Genomic DNA, 14,696 nt, shown 5'->3' on the forward strand with positions numbered 1-14,696 from the left:
CCGCCCCCCACCGGAAAGCCCTTCATGACTGCCAACGCCACCCGCGTCCTCGTCCTCAACTCCGGCTCCTCGTCGCTGAAGTACCAGCTCCTCGACATGGGCGACGCCCGGTCGGACAGCGGCTCCGGCGCGGCCCGGCTCGCCGTCGGCCTGGTCGAGCGGATCGGTGAGGCGACCTCGCGCCTGGCCCACACCCCGCTGGCCACCGGCGGCGCCACCCGCGAGACCACCGGCCCGATAGCCGACCACCAGGCCGCCCTGAAGGCGGTGGCCGACGAACTGGCCGCCGACGGGCTCGGGCTGGACTCCCCGGAGCTGGCCGCGATCGGGCACCGGGTGGTGCACGGCGGTCTGAAGTTCACCGTGCCGACCGTCATCGACGAGGCGGTGCTCAAGGAGATCGAGCGGCTGGTGCCGGTGGCGCCGCTGCACAACCCGGCCAACATCATCGGGATCCGCACCGCGCGGGCGCTCCGCCCCGACCTCCCGCAGGTCGCTGTCTTCGACACCGCCTTCCACACCACGATGCCGGAGTCCGCGGCCCGCTACGCCATCGACGTGGCGACCGCCGACGCGCACCGCATCCGCCGCTACGGCTTCCACGGCACCTCGCACGCCTACGTCTCCCGCAGGACCGCCGAACTGCTCGGCAAGGCGCCGGAGGACGTCAACGTGATCGTGCTGCACCTGGGCAACGGCGCCTCCGCGTCCGCCGTCCGGGGCGGCCGGTGCGTGGACACCTCCATGGGCCTGACGCCGCTGGAGGGCCTGGTCATGGGCACCCGCTCCGGCGACATCGACGCCGCGGTGACCTTCCACCTCAAGCGGGTGGCCGGGATGTCCGCGGACGACATCGACGAGCTGCTCAACAAGAAGAGCGGCCTGCTCGGGCTGTGCGGCGACAACGACATGCGGGAGATCCGCCGCCGGATCGACGAGGGCGACGAGCGCGCCGCGCTCGCCTTCGACATCTACGTCCACCGGCTGAAGAAGTACATCGGCGCCTACACCGCCGTCCTCGGCAAGGTCGACGCGGTGGCCTTCACCGCGGGCGTCGGCGAGAACGCCGCCCCGGTCCGCGCCGCCGCCGTCGCCGGCCTGGAGGAGCTGGGCATGGCGGTGGACGCCTCGCTCAACGCCGTACGGTCCGACGAACCGCGGCTGATCTCGCCCGAGTACGCCCGGGTCGCGGTCGCCGTGGTCCCCACCGACGAGGAACTGGAGATCGCCCAGCAGACATACGCCCTGGTCACCGCCTAGGGCCTGGCCGACCCTGATCCACCGGACAGGCCCCGGCCCGCGGGGCCGTCCGGGGATCCGCTCGCTCCGCTCGCGTCGCCTCTCCTCGGCTAAAGGGCCTTTGAAGCAGAGCGAAATATTCCGCTCCGAAACAAACCGATAGGATCGAGACATGCGCCGTTCCAAAATCGTCTGCACCCTGGGCCCCGCCGTCGACTCCTACGAGAAGCTGAAGACGCTGATCGAGGCCGGTATGAACGTGGCCCGTTTCAACATGAGCCACGGGACCCACTCGGAGCACGAGGAGCGGTACCACCGTCTCCGCAAGGCCGCCGAGGAGACCGGCCGCGCCGTCGGCGTGCTGGCCGACCTCCAGGGCCCCAAGATCCGCCTGGAGACCTTCGCCGAGGGCCCGGTCGAGCTGGTGCGCGGTGACGAGTTCGTCATCACCACCGAGGACGTCCCCGGTGACAAGCACATCTGCGGCACCACCTACAAGGGCCTGCCCGGCGACGTCTCCAAGGGCGACCCGGTCCTGATCAACGACGGCAACGTCGCCCTCCAGGTCGTCGAGATCGACGGCCCGCGGGTGCGCACCATCGTCATCGAGGGCGGGGTCATCTCCGACCACAAGGGCATCAACCTGCCCGGCGCCGCGGTCAACGTCCCGGCGCTGTCCGAGAAGGACATCGAGGACCTGAAGTTCGCCCTGCACATGGGCTGCGACATGGTCGCGCTGTCCTTCGTGCGGGACGCCAAGGACGTCAACGACGTGCACCGCGTCATGGACGAGGTGGGCCGCCGGGTCCCGGTCATCGCCAAGGTCGAGAAGCCGCAGGCGGTCGCCAACATGCGGGAGGTCGTGATGGCCTTCGACGCGGTGATGGTGGCCCGTGGCGACCTGGCGGTGGAGTACCCGCTGGAGAAGGTCCCGATGGTGCAGAAGCGGCTGGTCGAGCTGTGCCGCCGGAACGCCAAGCCGGTGATCGTCGCGACCCAGATGATGGAGTCGATGATCACCAACTCCCGGCCCACCCGCGCCGAGGCGTCCGACGTCGCCAACGCCATCCTCGACGGTGCCGACGCGGTGATGCTCTCCGCCGAGTCCTCGGTCGGCCAGTACCCGATCGAGACCGTCAAGACCATGTCGAAGATCGTCGAAGCGGCCGAGGAGGAGCTGCTCTCCAAGGGCCTCCAGCCGCTGGTCCCCGGCAAGAAGCCGCGGACGCAGGGCGGCGCGGTGGCCCGCGCGGCCTGCGAGATGGCCGACTTCCTCAACGGCAAGGCGCTGGTGGCGTTCACCAAGTCCGGTGACACCGCCCGCCGGCTCTCCCGTTATCGCGCCGCCCAGCCGATCCTGGCCTTCACCACCGACGTCGCCACCCGCAACCAGCTCACCCTGAGCTGGGGCGTGGACGCCTTCGTCGTCCCGCACGTCGACAACACCGACGCGATGGTGGACCTGGTCGACGCCGAGCTGCTCAAGCTCCAGCGGTACAACCCGGCCGACACCATGATCATCACCGCCGGTTCGCCCCCCGGCGTGCCCGGCACCACCAACATGGTCCGGGTGCACCACCTCGGCGGCCAGCGCGCCTGACGCGCCGCCCCGGACGCACGAAACGGCGGTGGGCCGCCCCCTTGAAGGGGGCGGCCCACCGCCGTTCTGTACGGCTCCCGGCGGACCCGGGCTCAGTCCTCGATGGACACGTTCATGCCCGGGACGTGCAGGTTTCCGCCGAACTGACCCGCCTGGTCCAGCTTCACCTTGCTGAAGTAGGCGTACGGGACGTTGAGCGGCGGCGGGTGCTCCGGGTCGAAGACGATCGGGATCAGCCCGAAGAGGTTGCCCTGGAGCCGCTCGGTGTACAGCGTCACCTTGCCGCCGCGGATGGTGGACGTGGAGCCCGGCGTCGACCGCACGTGGTAGTGCTTGCCGGTCGCCGCATCGTCGACGATCTGGTGCAGGTCGCCGATGTCGATGCTGTCCGCGGTGAACTTCAGGGCCTGCTTGGTGTGGCCGCTCTGCGTCGTGACGTTGACGACGCCCTCGTAGTTCAGGCCGCGCAGGGTCAGCCCGCTGGACTCCAGGTGCCACGGGAGGTCCGGCAGGGTGACGGGCGTCTGCTCGTTCTTGCCCGCCTGCTTGTTCTCGACGACGCAGGGGTACCCCGGCTTGCCGCCGGCGTCCTTGCCGTCCAGGCCGCCGCCCGGCAGGGCGTTGTCGACCGTGCCGACGGCGCCGTGCACGGTGTCGTTGACCGCCTTCGACGGGTCCTTGAGCGCGTCGCCGACCGGCTTGGTGACCTCGTCCAGACCGGGCCCGGAGCCCTTCGACGACGAGCTCGACGGGTCCGGCGACGGCGACGGGGTCTTCGTCGCGGACGCGGACGGCGAGGGGCTCGGCGAGGCCGTCGGCTCCGGGGACTTCTTGTGCACGCCGAAGAGGCCGCCGAGCGCGTCGCCGATCCCGCCGAGCAGACCGCCGTCGTCCTTCTTCTCCGGCGAGGCGGAGGGCGACGGGGTCGCCGAGGCGGACGGATCCGCGGACGGCTTCGCGGCGCTCGCGTCCTTACCCGCCGAGGGCGACGGCGAGGGCGAGGCGGACGGATCCGCGGACGGCTTGCCGTCCTTGGCGGTGTCCTTGGCGTCTTTGGCGGTGTCCTTGCCGCCGGTGTCCTTGGTGTCCTTGGCCTTGGGGTCCTTGGCCTTGGCGTCCTGGCCGGACGTGTCCGGGACGGTGACACAGGGGCCGTTCCTGAAGGGGCTCTCGGGCGGCGCCGGCTTGGCGATCGCCATCTGGGGCGTCAGCCCCATGCCCATCAGGACGGCGGACGGCATCGCCGCGATGGCGATCGCCTTGCCCGCGGGCACGTGCAGGCGGGTCAGCAGCGGCTTTCTGGGTGCTGCGTGCCTCGGCCCGTTTCTCGCCCCGGCGGCTGCGGTCTCGTCCGGCAGCTCGTCACCCGGCACGGTGCCTCCCGTTCCTTCCGTTGGTCGGGCTCGTTCCTGACAAGTTGTCCAGTCCGTTGCCCAACCCGGGCCCACCGGCCGCCGGAGCGGGGTTGGTGGCGACCACCGGTCCGACGATGCGGTCCGGCTCGCCGGGCCCGTCCTCGCTCCGCACGGCCTTGCCCGGCGCCCAGGAGACGCCCAGCGCACCGCCGATCAGCCCCAGCAGGAAGCCGACCAGGAAGGCGCCGAAGTTCGAGACGACCAGGGAGACCAGCGCGAGCAGGATCGCCGCGACTCCGGCGAAGACCCGCGAGACCGGTTGGAACCACATGGTCAGGCCGAGCACCACCAGCAGGACGCCGATGATCAGCGATCCGGCGCCGGCCGTGGTCGCCATGCGGACGGTGAGGGAACCGATGGTGAGGTTCGCGTAGGGGATGTACATGATCGGGACGCCCGCCAGGAGGGTCAGCAGGCCGCCCCAGAAGGGGCGTTGCCCGCGCCATTCCCGGAACGCGTGCCGCTTCCGGCCGAGGGTCTCGTTCAGCTGTGGTCGTTCTGCGCTCATGCGCCAGCCTCCCTACGGTCGCCGGGCCCGCATCCGTGCCGCGCGTACCTGTCGATGACGTTCCCCCAGCCTCCGGCCGGGGAGTCCCCCGTGCTCCAGTCACTCATGTCGTCCGGCTCCTCGGGACTGGCAGATCGGTGGTTCTGCGGGTACTTCCAGCGCTAGCCGGCGTACGGGCACGGGGAACGGCTCACGCCGTACAGCTCCAGCCCCGCACCCGCACGCTCAGTGCGTCAGTAGCACTCGCTCTTGCCCTTGGTGACGCTCATCTTGAGGCCACTGAGCTTGAAGGTGCCGGCCGTGGTGGCCCAGGCACGCTGCTTGACGCCGGTCAGCACGGCCGTGTCGGCCTCCTGGGCGAAGGAGCCGGGGTCGGCCTTGTCGCCCTTCTTGATGCCGGGGCCCTTGGACGTCGATCCCGCGGCAACACCGATGTTGATGTTGCTGAAGGTCGCGTCCGCGCTCAGCTGGTCCAGGTCGATGTAGAGGTTCTTGGCCTCCACCGGCGTGGCGCCACCGCCGGCCTGGAGCTTCATCGACACGTCGCCGAAGACCGGGACCGGCACGACGACGGACTGGCACAGGTTGCGGATCTTGGCGTTGGAGAACGCCGAGACCGCCACCGGGACGTTCTTGCCGTTCTTCTGGGCGTCGACCGCGCCGTACTGGACGAAGCCCTCGCCGTCCAGCCGGTCCGTGCTGACCTTGAACTGCTGGCCGGACACGCTGAACGACGCCGCAAGGGCACCCTGCGAAAGGGCGACACCGATCGCGGCGGTGGCCGCGACGCTCGGCACCATGACGACGGCGAACCGCTTCCATCTGGTCCCGCCACGAGTCAGGGACTCCATGACTTTCCTCCTTCTCGGACGTACATCTCCGGTACGCGCCGCCTCGGTTGGTGGCAGTCGTACCTGGGATGGGAGAAGTGCTACGTCCTCGGGAAGGAGAGCGCCCGTCTCGGAGGCGCAGTGCGTTTCCGAATACCGGCGTTCACCCCCGAGCGACAACCACTGGCCACGCTCCCGCGCAACCTCACCGGACAGGCTCTGCCGAACGGCAAAGACCCCCCTGTCCAGGGCCGGCGCCACTGCCGCCGACCCACTCGGTGGGGACCCAAGTACCCCGCGGCGCCGACCGGATGCCGGGCTGCGGGAATGGACCGAGCGTGGCCGATCGTCGTGCATTCCCGGCCGCCGCACAAGGCCCTCGTTACTTGCGGGTAACGGGCCGATAACCACGCCGCGACGCACAGAGATCGACTAGGCACACAGCGTCGTCACTGACGATGACCAAACAACGGGCAATCCGGTGCAGAATCCGGCAAGTTGGCCGTCCGGACTTACTCCAAGTAACAGCGGCCACCTTTACCAAGTTTCGGTAAAGCGTGGCCGCTGTTCCGTTTGCCGGACGTGCCCGCGGGAGTCGCCGCGGGGCAGAACCGGGCAGGAGGGATATCTGCCGGGAAAGCGCCGGAGCGAAGGGCAAGTCGGCGCGTAGCGCCGCCTTCTGCGGGGCGCGTGGAGGTCGGGTGACCGGCGGGCCGGCCGCCTCAGAACAGGACGCGCGCCAGCGCGGTGCGCGCCTTCGTCACCCGGGGGTCGTCCGTGCCGATGACGTCGAACAGCTCCAGCAGCCGCACCCGCGCGGCCTCCCGGTCCTCACCGGCCGTCCGCTGCACGGCGTCGACCAGCCGGCCGAAGGCGTCCTCGACGTGGCCGCCCACCAGGTCCAGGTCCGCGGCCCTGATCTGCGCCGGGACGTCGGCCGGACGCTCCGCGGCCTCCTGCCGCACCACCTGCGGGTCCAGGTCCTGTACCCGCTGGAGGAGTTCGGCCTGGGCCAGCCCGAGCTTGGCCTCCGGGTTGGTCGGGTCGTCGGCGAGGACGTTCCGGTAGGCCTGGATGGCGCCGCCGAGGTCACCGGCGTCCAGCGCGTCGGCCGCCGCGGTCAGCGCCGCGTCGTACGGTCCGACCGGCGCCGGCGCCGCGGCCTCGGTCGACTCGGCCGCCGCCGGGTCGACCGGCGCGCCCACGATGCCGAACTGCTGCTCGGCGACCTGCACCAGCTGGTCGAGCACCTGGCGGAGCTGCGCCTCGGGGACGGCCCCCTGGAAGAGCGGGATCGGCTGGCCCGCGACCACCGCGAACACCGCCGGGATGCCCTGCACCCCGAACTGCTGGAACAGCATCTGGTTGCCGTCGACGTCGATCTTGGCGAGGACGAACTTGCCGGCGTACTCCGCCGCGAGGTTCTCCAGCAGCGGCCCGAGCTGCTTGCACGGCTCGCACCACTCGGCCCAGAAGTCGATGACGACCGGGACCTCGGTGGACCGCTGGAGGACGTCCTCCTGGAACCCCGCCTCGTCGACGTCGAACACCAGGCGGGTGGCGCCGGCCGGCGCCGCGCCCGTGCGGGCGGCCTCGGCGCGTGCCTGCTCGGCCTTCTGCTTCGCTTCCCCGGCCGCCTTCACCGCGGCGAGGTCGACGACTCCACTCATGGACATGTTGCGTGGCTGCATGGGTCCATCCTCCCCCCTGAGCGGCCGGTTCCGGAAAGCGATCCGGAAAGCGGGCCCGCTCCTCGCCGGTACACCCCGCCGGAATGCGGTGCGCCCCGGGGATCCGGTGCCCGATCTGCGGCCCCGAAGGGCCTTGTGCGCGGCCGTGGGTCCCCACCCACGGCCAGTGGCTGTCACTCTTTCGCTACGGGTCGTAGCGTAACTCGGGGCCGCCCCCGCCCGGCAACCGCTTCCCGCCGGTCGCCGGGTGATCTCCCTCACGGCCCGCGCCGCACGACCGGCGCTCGATCCCCTACCGGCCGGTATGGTCGCCGGCATGCACGACTCCGCCCGCCCCCCGAAAGGCCGCCCGGGCCGCCCCCGCAGCGCCGAGACCGATCACGCGATCCTCGACGCCACCCGCGCCGCGCTGGTCGACGTGGGCTGGGGCGGGCTCACCATGGGCGAGGTCGCCACCCGCGCCGGGGTCGCCAAGACCACCCTCTACCGCCGCTGGGCCGGCAAGAGCGAACTGGTCGTGGACGCCGTCGCGGTCCTCTTCGACGAGTTGGAACTCCCCGACCGGGGCTGCCTGAAGTCCGACATCGAGGGCGTGGTGCTCCAGTTCGGCGCGCTGCTGGCCCGGCCCGAGACCAAGACCGCGCTGATGGCGGTGGTCGCCGAGTCCACCACCGACGACGCGCTGCGCGAGCGGATCCGCTCGGCGATCGTCGAGCGGCAGAAGCGGCTGGTGCTGCTGGGCCGGTCGCGGGCGCAGGAGCGCGGCGAACTCCCGCCGGACGCCGGCGGACCCGAGGGCGAACGGGCCGCCGAGCGCACCGTGGGACTGATCTTCGACGTGATCGCCGGGGCCGTGGTGCACCGGCTGCTGGTGAGCGCGGAGCCGGTGGACACCGGCTGGGCCCGGCAGTTCACCACCCTGCTGCTGGCGGGCCTGGCCGGGCTGGAGCAGTAGCCCCGCACCGGCCCGGCCCCGGCCCGCGCCTCACACCTGGTACCGCTCCGCCCGGAACAGGTGCAGGTGGTCGGCCACCCACTGGGAGGTCCGCGCCAGCCCCTCCTTGAGGGTGACCTCCGGCTGCCACGAAGCCCACTCCCGGGCCCGGGAGTTGTCCGACAGCAGCCGCTCCACCTCGCTGCCGGAGGGCCGCAGCCGCTCGGTGTCCACCACCACCTCCGCATCCCGCCCGGAGGCCGCGATCAGCGCCTCGGCCAGCGCCCCGATGGTGATCTCCCGGCCGCTGCCGAGGTTGACGACCTGCCCCACCGCCCGGTCGCAGTCGGCCAGCGCCAGGAACCCGGCCGCGGTGTCGGTGACGAAGGTGAAGTCCCGGGTCGGGGTGAGCGAACCGAGCTTGATCTGCCGGGCGCCGGCGTGCAGTTGGGCCAGGATCGTCGGGATCACCGCGCGGGCCGACTGCCGGGGACCGTAGGTGTTGAAGGGCCGCACCACCGTCACCGGCAGTTCGAAGGCGTGCCAGTGCGACAGCGCCATCATGTCCGCGCCGATCTTCGAGGCGGAGTACGGCGACTGCGGCTGGAGCGGGTGGTCCTCGCCGATCGGCGCGGTCCGCGCGGTCCCGTAGACCTCGCTGGTGGAGGTGTGCACCATCCGCCGCACCCCGTGCCGGCGGCACGCCTCCGCCACGTTCTCGGTGCCCACCACATTGGTCTGCACGTAGGCGCCCGGCGAGTCGTAGCTGTACGGGATGCCGATCAGCGCGGCCAGGTGGAAGACGGTGTCGCAGCCGGCGACGGCGTCCATCACCCGGCCGGCGTCCCGGACGTCGCCGGCGAGCATCTCGACCGGGCCGCCCGGCACCAGGTAGCGGGCCAGGTTCCCCTTCTCCGCGTACGGCTTGTAGTGGACGAAGGCGCGCACCTCGGCGCCCGCCTCGACCAGCAGGTCCACCAGGGTCGACCCGATGAACCCCTCGGCCCCGGTGACCAGGACCTTCCGTCCGGCCCACGACCGGGACGCGGTGCTGCTCGTGCTCATGCTGACTCCTTCTGGGTGGTGACGAGGTGGTGGGAGTGAGGGTGGCCGGCCAGCGCCAGGGTCCGGGCGGCCAGCAGGTCGGCGGCCCGGTCGTGCGTCCCGGGGTCGGCCGCCGCGCCCATCGCGGCCAGCCGGGCCGGATCGGCCAGCAGCGGGGTGAGAAGCGCGTCCAGCCGTTCGGCGGTGACCTCCCCGTCGGGCAGCAGCAGCGCCGCCCCGGCGTCGGAGAGCACCCGGGCGTTGTGCGTCTGGTGGTCGCCGGGCGCGTGCGGGTACGGGACCAGGACGGCCGGCATGCCGATGGTGGCCAGTTCGGCGACGGTCGCCGAGCCGGCCCGGCACAGCACCAGGTCGGCCGCCGCGTACGCCAGGTCCATCCGGTCCAGGTACGGCACCGCCGTGGCGACCGCGGCCCCGCCGTTGGCCTCCAGGGCGGCCCGGGTGGCGTCCAGTGCCGCCGGCCCGGTTTTGATCAGCAGCCGCAGACCGGTCCGGGTCAGGTAGCGGCCCGCGAGGCCGACGGTGGCCTCGGTGAGCCGGGCGGCGCCCAGGCTGCCTCCGTTGACCAGCAGCAGCCGCGCCTCCTCCGGGATCCCCAGGGCCCGGCGGGCGGCTGTCCGCAGGGCCGCCCGGTCCAGCGCGGCCAGCGGCCCGGACAGCGGCATCCCCACCGTCTCGGCCCGCTCGCCGCCCGCCAGGTGGGGGCGGCTGCGGTCGAAGGCCAGGGCGATGTGCGGGGTGAGCCGGGCGGCGAACTTGTTGGCCCGGCCGGGCACCGCGTTGGATTCGTGGATCAGGCTGGGCAGCCCGGCCATCCGGGCCCCGACGATCACCGGGGCGCTGGGGTAGCCGCCCATTCCGACGGCGACCTGGGCGCCCTGGTCCCGCAGGATCGCCCGGCACTGGGCGCCCGAGCGCAGCAGCGCGGCCGGCAGCAGGTAGCGCCGGGCGCCCAGCGCCGGGTCGAAGGGGATCATGTCGACGGTGTGCAGCCGGTAGCCGGCCTGCGGGATCAGCCGCGTCTCCAGTCCGCGGTCGGTCCCCACGAAGGAGATCACCGCGTCCGGTACGGCCCGACGCAGCGCGTCGGCGAGGGCGAGTCCGGGATAGATGTGGCCGCCGGTGCCGCCCGCACCGATCACGACCGAGAGTGGTGTGCGCATGGCCGCCACGCTCGTCCGCCGCCTTAAGAACGTTCTAAGACGCCGTTTGGGAGCCTTGGTCCATGACCGCACGCCCCGCACCCGCACCCGCACCCGCACCCGCACCCGTTCCCGGTACCCCGCCGCCCGTCGCAGCCCGGATCCTGGTCGTCGACGACGAACCGGAGGTCCGCGCCGCCGTGTCGGACGGGCTCGCCGTCGAGGGCTACGCGGTCCGCGGCGCCGCCGACGGCCTGGCCGCGCTCTCCGAGGTCGCCACCTGGCAGCCGGACGCGCTGGTCCTCGACGTGATGATGCCGGTACTGGACGGCCTGGCGGTCTGCCGGCGGCTGCGCGCCCTCGACGACCGCACCCCGATCCTGGTGCTGACCGCCCTGGACTCGGTCAGCGACCGGGTCGACGGCCTGGACGCCGGCGCCGACGACTACCTCGTCAAGCCGTTCGCCCTGGACGAGTTGATCGCCCGGGTCCGGGCCCTGCTCCGGCGGGCCGCGGCCGCCGCCACCGCCGATTCCCGGCTGGCCTTCGCCGACCTGATCGTCGACCCGGCCACCCGCAGCGGCCACCGCGGCGGGCGCCCGCTGGAGTTCAGCCGCACCGAGTACGCGCTGCTGGAACTGCTCCTCCAGCACCCCGGCCAGGTGCTGCCGCGGGAGACGATCCTGGAGCGGGTCTGGGGCCGCGACTTCGGCCCCGACTCCAACTCCCTGGCCGTCTACATCGGCTATCTGCGCCGCAAGTTGGAGGCCGGCGGCGAGCCCCGGCTCGTCCACACCGTGCACGGCGTCGGCTACCGCCTGGACCGGCCGGAGGGCGCATGAGCGGGATCGCACGGCACGCACGGCACGCGCGCAGCGGATGTCGCGGGCGCCTCGTGCGCGGCATCCGGCCCGGCGCGGGCGGGCGAAGCGGGTGCGCGACATGACCGGCCGGCGCCGCCTGGGCGGCCGCTGGGTCCGCCGCCGCCCGCTGCGCACCCGGCTGGCGCTGGCCGCGTCCGCCGCGGTGGCGCTGGTCGCGGTGGGCGTCTGCGCGGCCGCGTTCCTCGTCCTGCGGGTGCAGATGACCCGTCAGCTCGACCTCAACCTGGCGCAGACCGCCACCCAACTCGCCCAGCGGATGCGGAACTGGGGCCCGACCGCGGGCGACACCTCCTGCCGCTACCAGGCCGTGCCCTGCGTCCAGATCATCCCCGCCGACCCGGCCCGGGACGCCCGCGGCAGCACCGCCCTGCCCCTCTCCCCGGCCACCCGCGAGGTGGCCGCCGGCCGCCACGCGCCCTACTACACCAACCTCACCGTCGCCGGGTACCCGGTGCGGATGTACACCTCCCGCCTGCACGCCAGGGACGAGGCACTCCAGGTCGCCCTGCGGTCCGACACCGTCGAACGCGGGGTGCGGCAGGCCGCCTGGGCGCTGGCCGCGGTCGGCGGCACCGGCGTCCTGCTCGCCGCCGGCCTCGGCTACTGGGTCTCCCGCACGGGCCTGGCCCCGGTCGCCCGGCTCACCGCCACCGCGGAGCGGATCGCCACCACCCGCGACCCCCGGCACCGCATCGACCTGCCGGCCGGGCCCGCGGCCCACGAGGACGAGATCACCCGGCTCGCCGCCAGCTTCAACACCATGCTCGGCGAGCTGGAGCAGTCCGTCACCGCCCAGCGCCGCCTGGTCGCCGACGCCTCCCACGAGCTGCGCACCCCGCTGACCGCGCTCCGCACCAACGCCGAACTCCTCGCCCGCGCCGATCGCCTGACGGACAGTCAGCGCGACCGAGCGGCGGGGGCGCTGGCCCGCCAGCTCCGCGAGGTCACCACACTCGTCAACGACCTCATCGAGCTCGCCCGCGACGAGGAGCCCCGGCCCCTGCTGGAACAGGTCCGCCCGGCCGCCCTGCTGGAGCACGCGGTGGCCGCGGCCCGCGAGCACTGGCCGGAGGTCGCCTTCACCGCCCGGATCGCCCCCGAGGCGACGGACGTCACGCTCCCCGGCGTCCCGGCCCGGCTGACCCGGCTGCTGTCCAACCTCCTGGACAACGCCGCGAAGTTCTCCCCGCCCGGCGGCCCCGTCGAGACCGAACTCGACTCCGTGGCGGGCACGTTGCACCTCACCGTCCGCGACCACGGTCCGGGCATCGCCCCCGACGACCTGCCGCACGTCTTCGACCGCTTCTACCGCGCCCAGGCCGCCCGCGCCCTCCCCGGCTCGGGCCTCGGCCTGGCGATGGCCCGGCAGATCGCCCGCGCGCACGGCGCCGAACTCACCGCGGAACGGGCCCCGGGCGGCGGCGCGCTCTTCCGACTGCGGATGCCCGTCACTCCGCGGCGTCCCGAGGGGGCGGAGTGACGGGCGGCGGACGGCCGGCCGCGGGCGGCGGGCCGCGTCAGAAGCCGGCCGGCTCGGTGTACGTCCCCCATTCGTCGCGGAGCACGCCGCAGATCTCGCCGAGGGTCGCCTCCGCGCGGACGGCGGCCAGCATCGGCTCGATCATGTTCTGGTCGCTGCGGGCGGCGGTCAGCATGTCCTTCAGCGCGGCCTGCACCCGGGCGTCGTCGCGGGCCGCCTTGCGGTCCGCGAGGACCCGCACCTGCTCCCGCTCGACCTCGTGGCTGACCCGGAGGATCTCCAGGTCGCCGGTGACCGAGCCGTCGTGGCAGTTGACGCCGACGACCCTCTTGTCACCCTTCTCCAGCGCCTGCTGGTAGCGGAACGCCGACTCCGCGATCTCGCCGGTGAACCAGCCGTCCTCGATCCCCCGCAGGATGCCGGAGGTGATCGGGCCGACCGGGTGCTGCCCGTCCGGTACGGCGCGCGCCCCGCGCTCCTTGATCTGCGTGAAGATCTTCTCGGCGTCCGCCTCGATGCGGTCGGTCAGCGCCTCGACGAACCACGAACCGCCCAGCGGGTCGGCGACGTTGGCGACCCCGGTCTCCTCCATCAGCACCTGCTGCGTACGGAGCGCGATCTCCGCCGCCTGCTCACTGGGCAGCGCCAGGGTCTCGTCCAGGGCGTTGGTGTGCAGCGAGTTGGTGCCGCCGAGCACCGCCGCCAGCGCCTCCACCGCGGTGCGGACGACGTTGTTGTACGGCTGCTGGGCGGTCAGCGAGACGCCGGCGGTCTGGGTGTGGAACCGCAGCCACTGCGCCTTCTCGCTGCGGGCACCGTAGACGTCGCGCATCCAGCGGGCCCAGATCCGGCGCGCGGCGCGGAACTTGGCGATCTCCTCGAAGAAGTCCAGGTGGGCGTCGAAGAAGAACGACAGGCCGGGCGCGAAGGTGTCGACGTCCAGCCCGCGGGAGAGCCCCAGCTCGACGTAGCCGAAGCCGTCGGCGAGCGTGTACGCCAGCTCCTGGGCGGCGGTCGCGCCCGCCTCCCGGATGTGGTAGCCGGAGACCGACAGCGGCTTGTAGGCGGGGATGCCGTGCGCGCAGTGCTCCATCAGGTCGCCGATCAGCCGCAGGTGCGGCTCGGGCTGGAAGAGCCACTCCTTCTGCGCGATGTACTCCTTGAAGATGTCGGTCTGGAGGGTGCCGTTGAGCACCCCGGGGTCGACGCCCTGGCGCTCGGCGGCGACCAGGTACATGCAGAAGACCGGCACGGCGGGCCCGCTGATCGTCATGGATGTCGTGACGTCGCCCAGCGGGATGTCCTTGAACAGGACCTCCATGTCGGCCGCCGAATCGATGGCGACACCGCAGTGCCCGACCTCGCCGAGGGAGCGCGGGTCGTCGGAGTCCCGCCCCATCAGCGTCGGCATGTCGAACGCCACCGACAGGCCGCCGCCGCCGGCCTTGAGGATCATCTTGTAGCGCTCGTTGGTCTGCTCGGCGTTGCCGAAGCCGGCGAACTGGCGGATCGTCCAGGTCCGGCCGCGGTAGCCGGTCGGGTACAGGCCGCGCGTGAAGGGGTACTCCCCCGGCCATCCGATCCGCTCGAAGCCCTCGACCGCATCGCCGGGGCGCGGTCCGTACACCGGCTCGACGGGGTCGCCGGAGAGCGTGCTGAAGTCGGCATCGCGCTTACGGGCGGAGTCGTACCGGGCCTGCCAGCGGCGGCGGCCCTCTTCGATCGCGTCAGCGTCCATGCATTCGAATTTACTAGGACGTCCTACTACCTGTCGATGGGAATCGGCGGAAAACGTCCCGGATTCACGGTGGGGGCCTCCCCCAGGGGTCGCGCTTTCCCCACCGGCGGCTGCCCGATACCCGCGCGTACCGGGGGGGGCTGCCCGGTACCCGCGCGGCGAAACCCCCG

12 protein-coding genes are annotated in these 14,696 nt (G+C 72.6%); 5 read left to right on the forward strand and 7 right to left on the reverse strand.

All coding sequences use genetic code 11. The features are described from left to right. Window positions 1–24 precede the first annotated feature (24 nt). Window positions 25–1,260: an acetate kinase gene (locus tag CG747_RS01440; protein ID WP_100599732.1), complete on the forward strand. Its 1,236-nt coding sequence runs from the start codon at window positions 25–27 to the stop codon at window positions 1,258–1,260. 151 nt (window positions 1,261–1,411) lie between these two features. After that, window positions 1,412–2,839, forward strand: a complete 1,428-nt coding sequence (pyk, locus tag CG747_RS01445; RefSeq protein ID WP_100599733.1) for a pyruvate kinase — start codon at window positions 1,412–1,414, stop codon at window positions 2,837–2,839. A 92-nt stretch (window positions 2,840–2,931) separates the two neighbouring features. Here pyk and CG747_RS01450 read toward each other — a convergent pair whose 3' ends face one another. From CG747_RS01450 to CG747_RS01470, 4 genes are all read right to left on the reverse strand, one after another. Next, window positions 2,932–4,212, reverse strand: coding sequence for a hypothetical protein (locus CG747_RS01450; RefSeq protein ID WP_180985341.1), 1,281 nt, complete (start codon window positions 4,210–4,212; stop codon window positions 2,932–2,934). After that, the gene (locus tag CG747_RS01455) at window positions 4,202–4,762 is read right to left on the reverse strand and encodes a DUF6114 domain-containing protein (protein ID WP_100599734.1); all 561 of its coding nucleotides are present in this window, start codon (window positions 4,760–4,762) and stop codon (window positions 4,202–4,204) included. The genes CG747_RS01450 and CG747_RS01455 overlap by 11 nt, the downstream gene beginning before the upstream one ends. 233 nt (window positions 4,763–4,995) lie before the next feature. Beyond that, window positions 4,996–5,613 carry a DUF6230 family protein gene (locus CG747_RS01460; protein ID WP_100599735.1) on the reverse strand — a complete coding sequence of 206 codons (618 nt, stop codon included), beginning with the start codon at window positions 5,611–5,613 and terminating at the stop codon, window positions 4,996–4,998. A 701-nt stretch (window positions 5,614–6,314) separates the two neighbouring features. Next, complete coding sequence (locus CG747_RS01470; RefSeq protein ID WP_100599736.1) at window positions 6,315–7,283, reverse strand: tetratricopeptide repeat protein; 969 nt, start codon at window positions 7,281–7,283, stop codon at window positions 6,315–6,317. Between the two features lie 316 nt (window positions 7,284–7,599). Here CG747_RS01470 and CG747_RS01475 point away from each other — a divergent pair, with 316 nt between their 5' ends. After that, on the forward strand, window positions 7,600–8,238 hold the full coding sequence (locus CG747_RS01475) for a TetR/AcrR family transcriptional regulator (RefSeq protein ID WP_100600053.1): 639 nt from the start codon (window positions 7,600–7,602) through the stop codon (window positions 8,236–8,238). Between the two features lie 30 nt (window positions 8,239–8,268). Here CG747_RS01475 and CG747_RS01480 read toward each other — a convergent pair whose 3' ends face one another. Together CG747_RS01480 and CG747_RS01485 are read right to left on the reverse strand one after the other, a co-directional pair. After that, entirely contained in the window at window positions 8,269–9,282 is a 1,014-nt protein-coding gene (locus tag CG747_RS01480) for a GDP-mannose 4,6-dehydratase (RefSeq protein ID WP_100599737.1), read from the reverse strand. Next, window positions 9,279–10,445: a glycosyltransferase gene (locus CG747_RS01485; protein WP_100599738.1), complete on the reverse strand. Its 1,167-nt coding sequence runs from the start codon at window positions 10,443–10,445 to the stop codon at window positions 9,279–9,281. Before CG747_RS01485 ends, CG747_RS01480 begins: the two co-directional genes overlap by 4 nt. Before the next feature lie 62 nt (window positions 10,446–10,507). Here CG747_RS01485 and CG747_RS01490 point away from each other — a divergent pair, with 62 nt between their 5' ends. Both CG747_RS01490 and CG747_RS01495 read left to right on the forward strand, forming a co-directional pair. Then, the gene (locus CG747_RS01490; RefSeq protein ID WP_100599739.1) at window positions 10,508–11,266 is read left to right on the forward strand and encodes a response regulator transcription factor; all 759 of its coding nucleotides are present in this window, start codon (window positions 10,508–10,510) and stop codon (window positions 11,264–11,266) included. A gap of 100 nt (window positions 11,267–11,366) precedes the next feature. Further along, window positions 11,367–12,788, forward strand: coding sequence for a cell wall metabolism sensor histidine kinase WalK (locus tag CG747_RS01495; protein WP_100599740.1), 1,422 nt, complete (start codon window positions 11,367–11,369; stop codon window positions 12,786–12,788). A gap of 37 nt (window positions 12,789–12,825) precedes the next feature. Here the strand turns inward: CG747_RS01495 and CG747_RS01500 are convergent, their stop codons facing one another. Then, window positions 12,826–14,526, reverse strand: a complete 1,701-nt coding sequence (locus CG747_RS01500) for a methylmalonyl-CoA mutase (RefSeq protein WP_100599741.1) — start codon at window positions 14,524–14,526, stop codon at window positions 12,826–12,828. Window positions 14,527–14,696: the final 170 nt, after the last annotated feature.

The organism is Streptomyces sp. CB02959, assembly GCF_002803155.1.
Taxonomy (GTDB): domain Bacteria; phylum Actinomycetota; class Actinomycetes; order Streptomycetales; family Streptomycetaceae; genus Streptomyces.

Excerpts from the sequence above, each read along its gene's own strand:
- pyk (WP_100599733.1), top strand. The coding sequence starts at position 1,412 with ATGCGCCGTTCCAAAATCGTCTGCACCCTGGGCCCCGCCGTCGACTCC.
- CG747_RS01485 (WP_100599738.1), bottom strand. The coding sequence starts at position 10,445 with ATGCGCACACCACTCTCGGTCGTGATCGGTGCGGGCGGCACCGGCGGC.
- CG747_RS01440 (WP_100599732.1), top strand. The coding sequence starts at position 25 with ATGACTGCCAACGCCACCCGCGTCCTCGTCCTCAACTCCGGCTCCTCG.
- CG747_RS01480 (WP_100599737.1), bottom strand. The coding sequence starts at position 9,282 with ATGAGCACGAGCAGCACCGCGTCCCGGTCGTGGGCCGGACGGAAGGTC.
- CG747_RS01500 (WP_100599741.1), bottom strand. The coding sequence starts at position 14,526 with ATGGACGCTGACGCGATCGAAGAGGGCCGCCGCCGCTGGCAGGCCCGG.
- CG747_RS01495 (WP_100599740.1), top strand. The coding sequence starts at position 11,367 with ATGACCGGCCGGCGCCGCCTGGGCGGCCGCTGGGTCCGCCGCCGCCCG.
- CG747_RS01490 (WP_100599739.1), top strand. The coding sequence starts at position 10,508 with ATGACCGCACGCCCCGCACCCGCACCCGCACCCGCACCCGCACCCGTT.
- CG747_RS01470 (WP_100599736.1), bottom strand. The coding sequence starts at position 7,283 with ATGCAGCCACGCAACATGTCCATGAGTGGAGTCGTCGACCTCGCCGCG.
- CG747_RS01460 (WP_100599735.1), bottom strand. The coding sequence starts at position 5,613 with ATGGAGTCCCTGACTCGTGGCGGGACCAGATGGAAGCGGTTCGCCGTC.
- CG747_RS01455 (WP_100599734.1), bottom strand. The coding sequence starts at position 4,762 with ATGAGCGCAGAACGACCACAGCTGAACGAGACCCTCGGCCGGAAGCGG.
- CG747_RS01475 (WP_100600053.1), top strand. The coding sequence starts at position 7,600 with ATGCACGACTCCGCCCGCCCCCCGAAAGGCCGCCCGGGCCGCCCCCGC.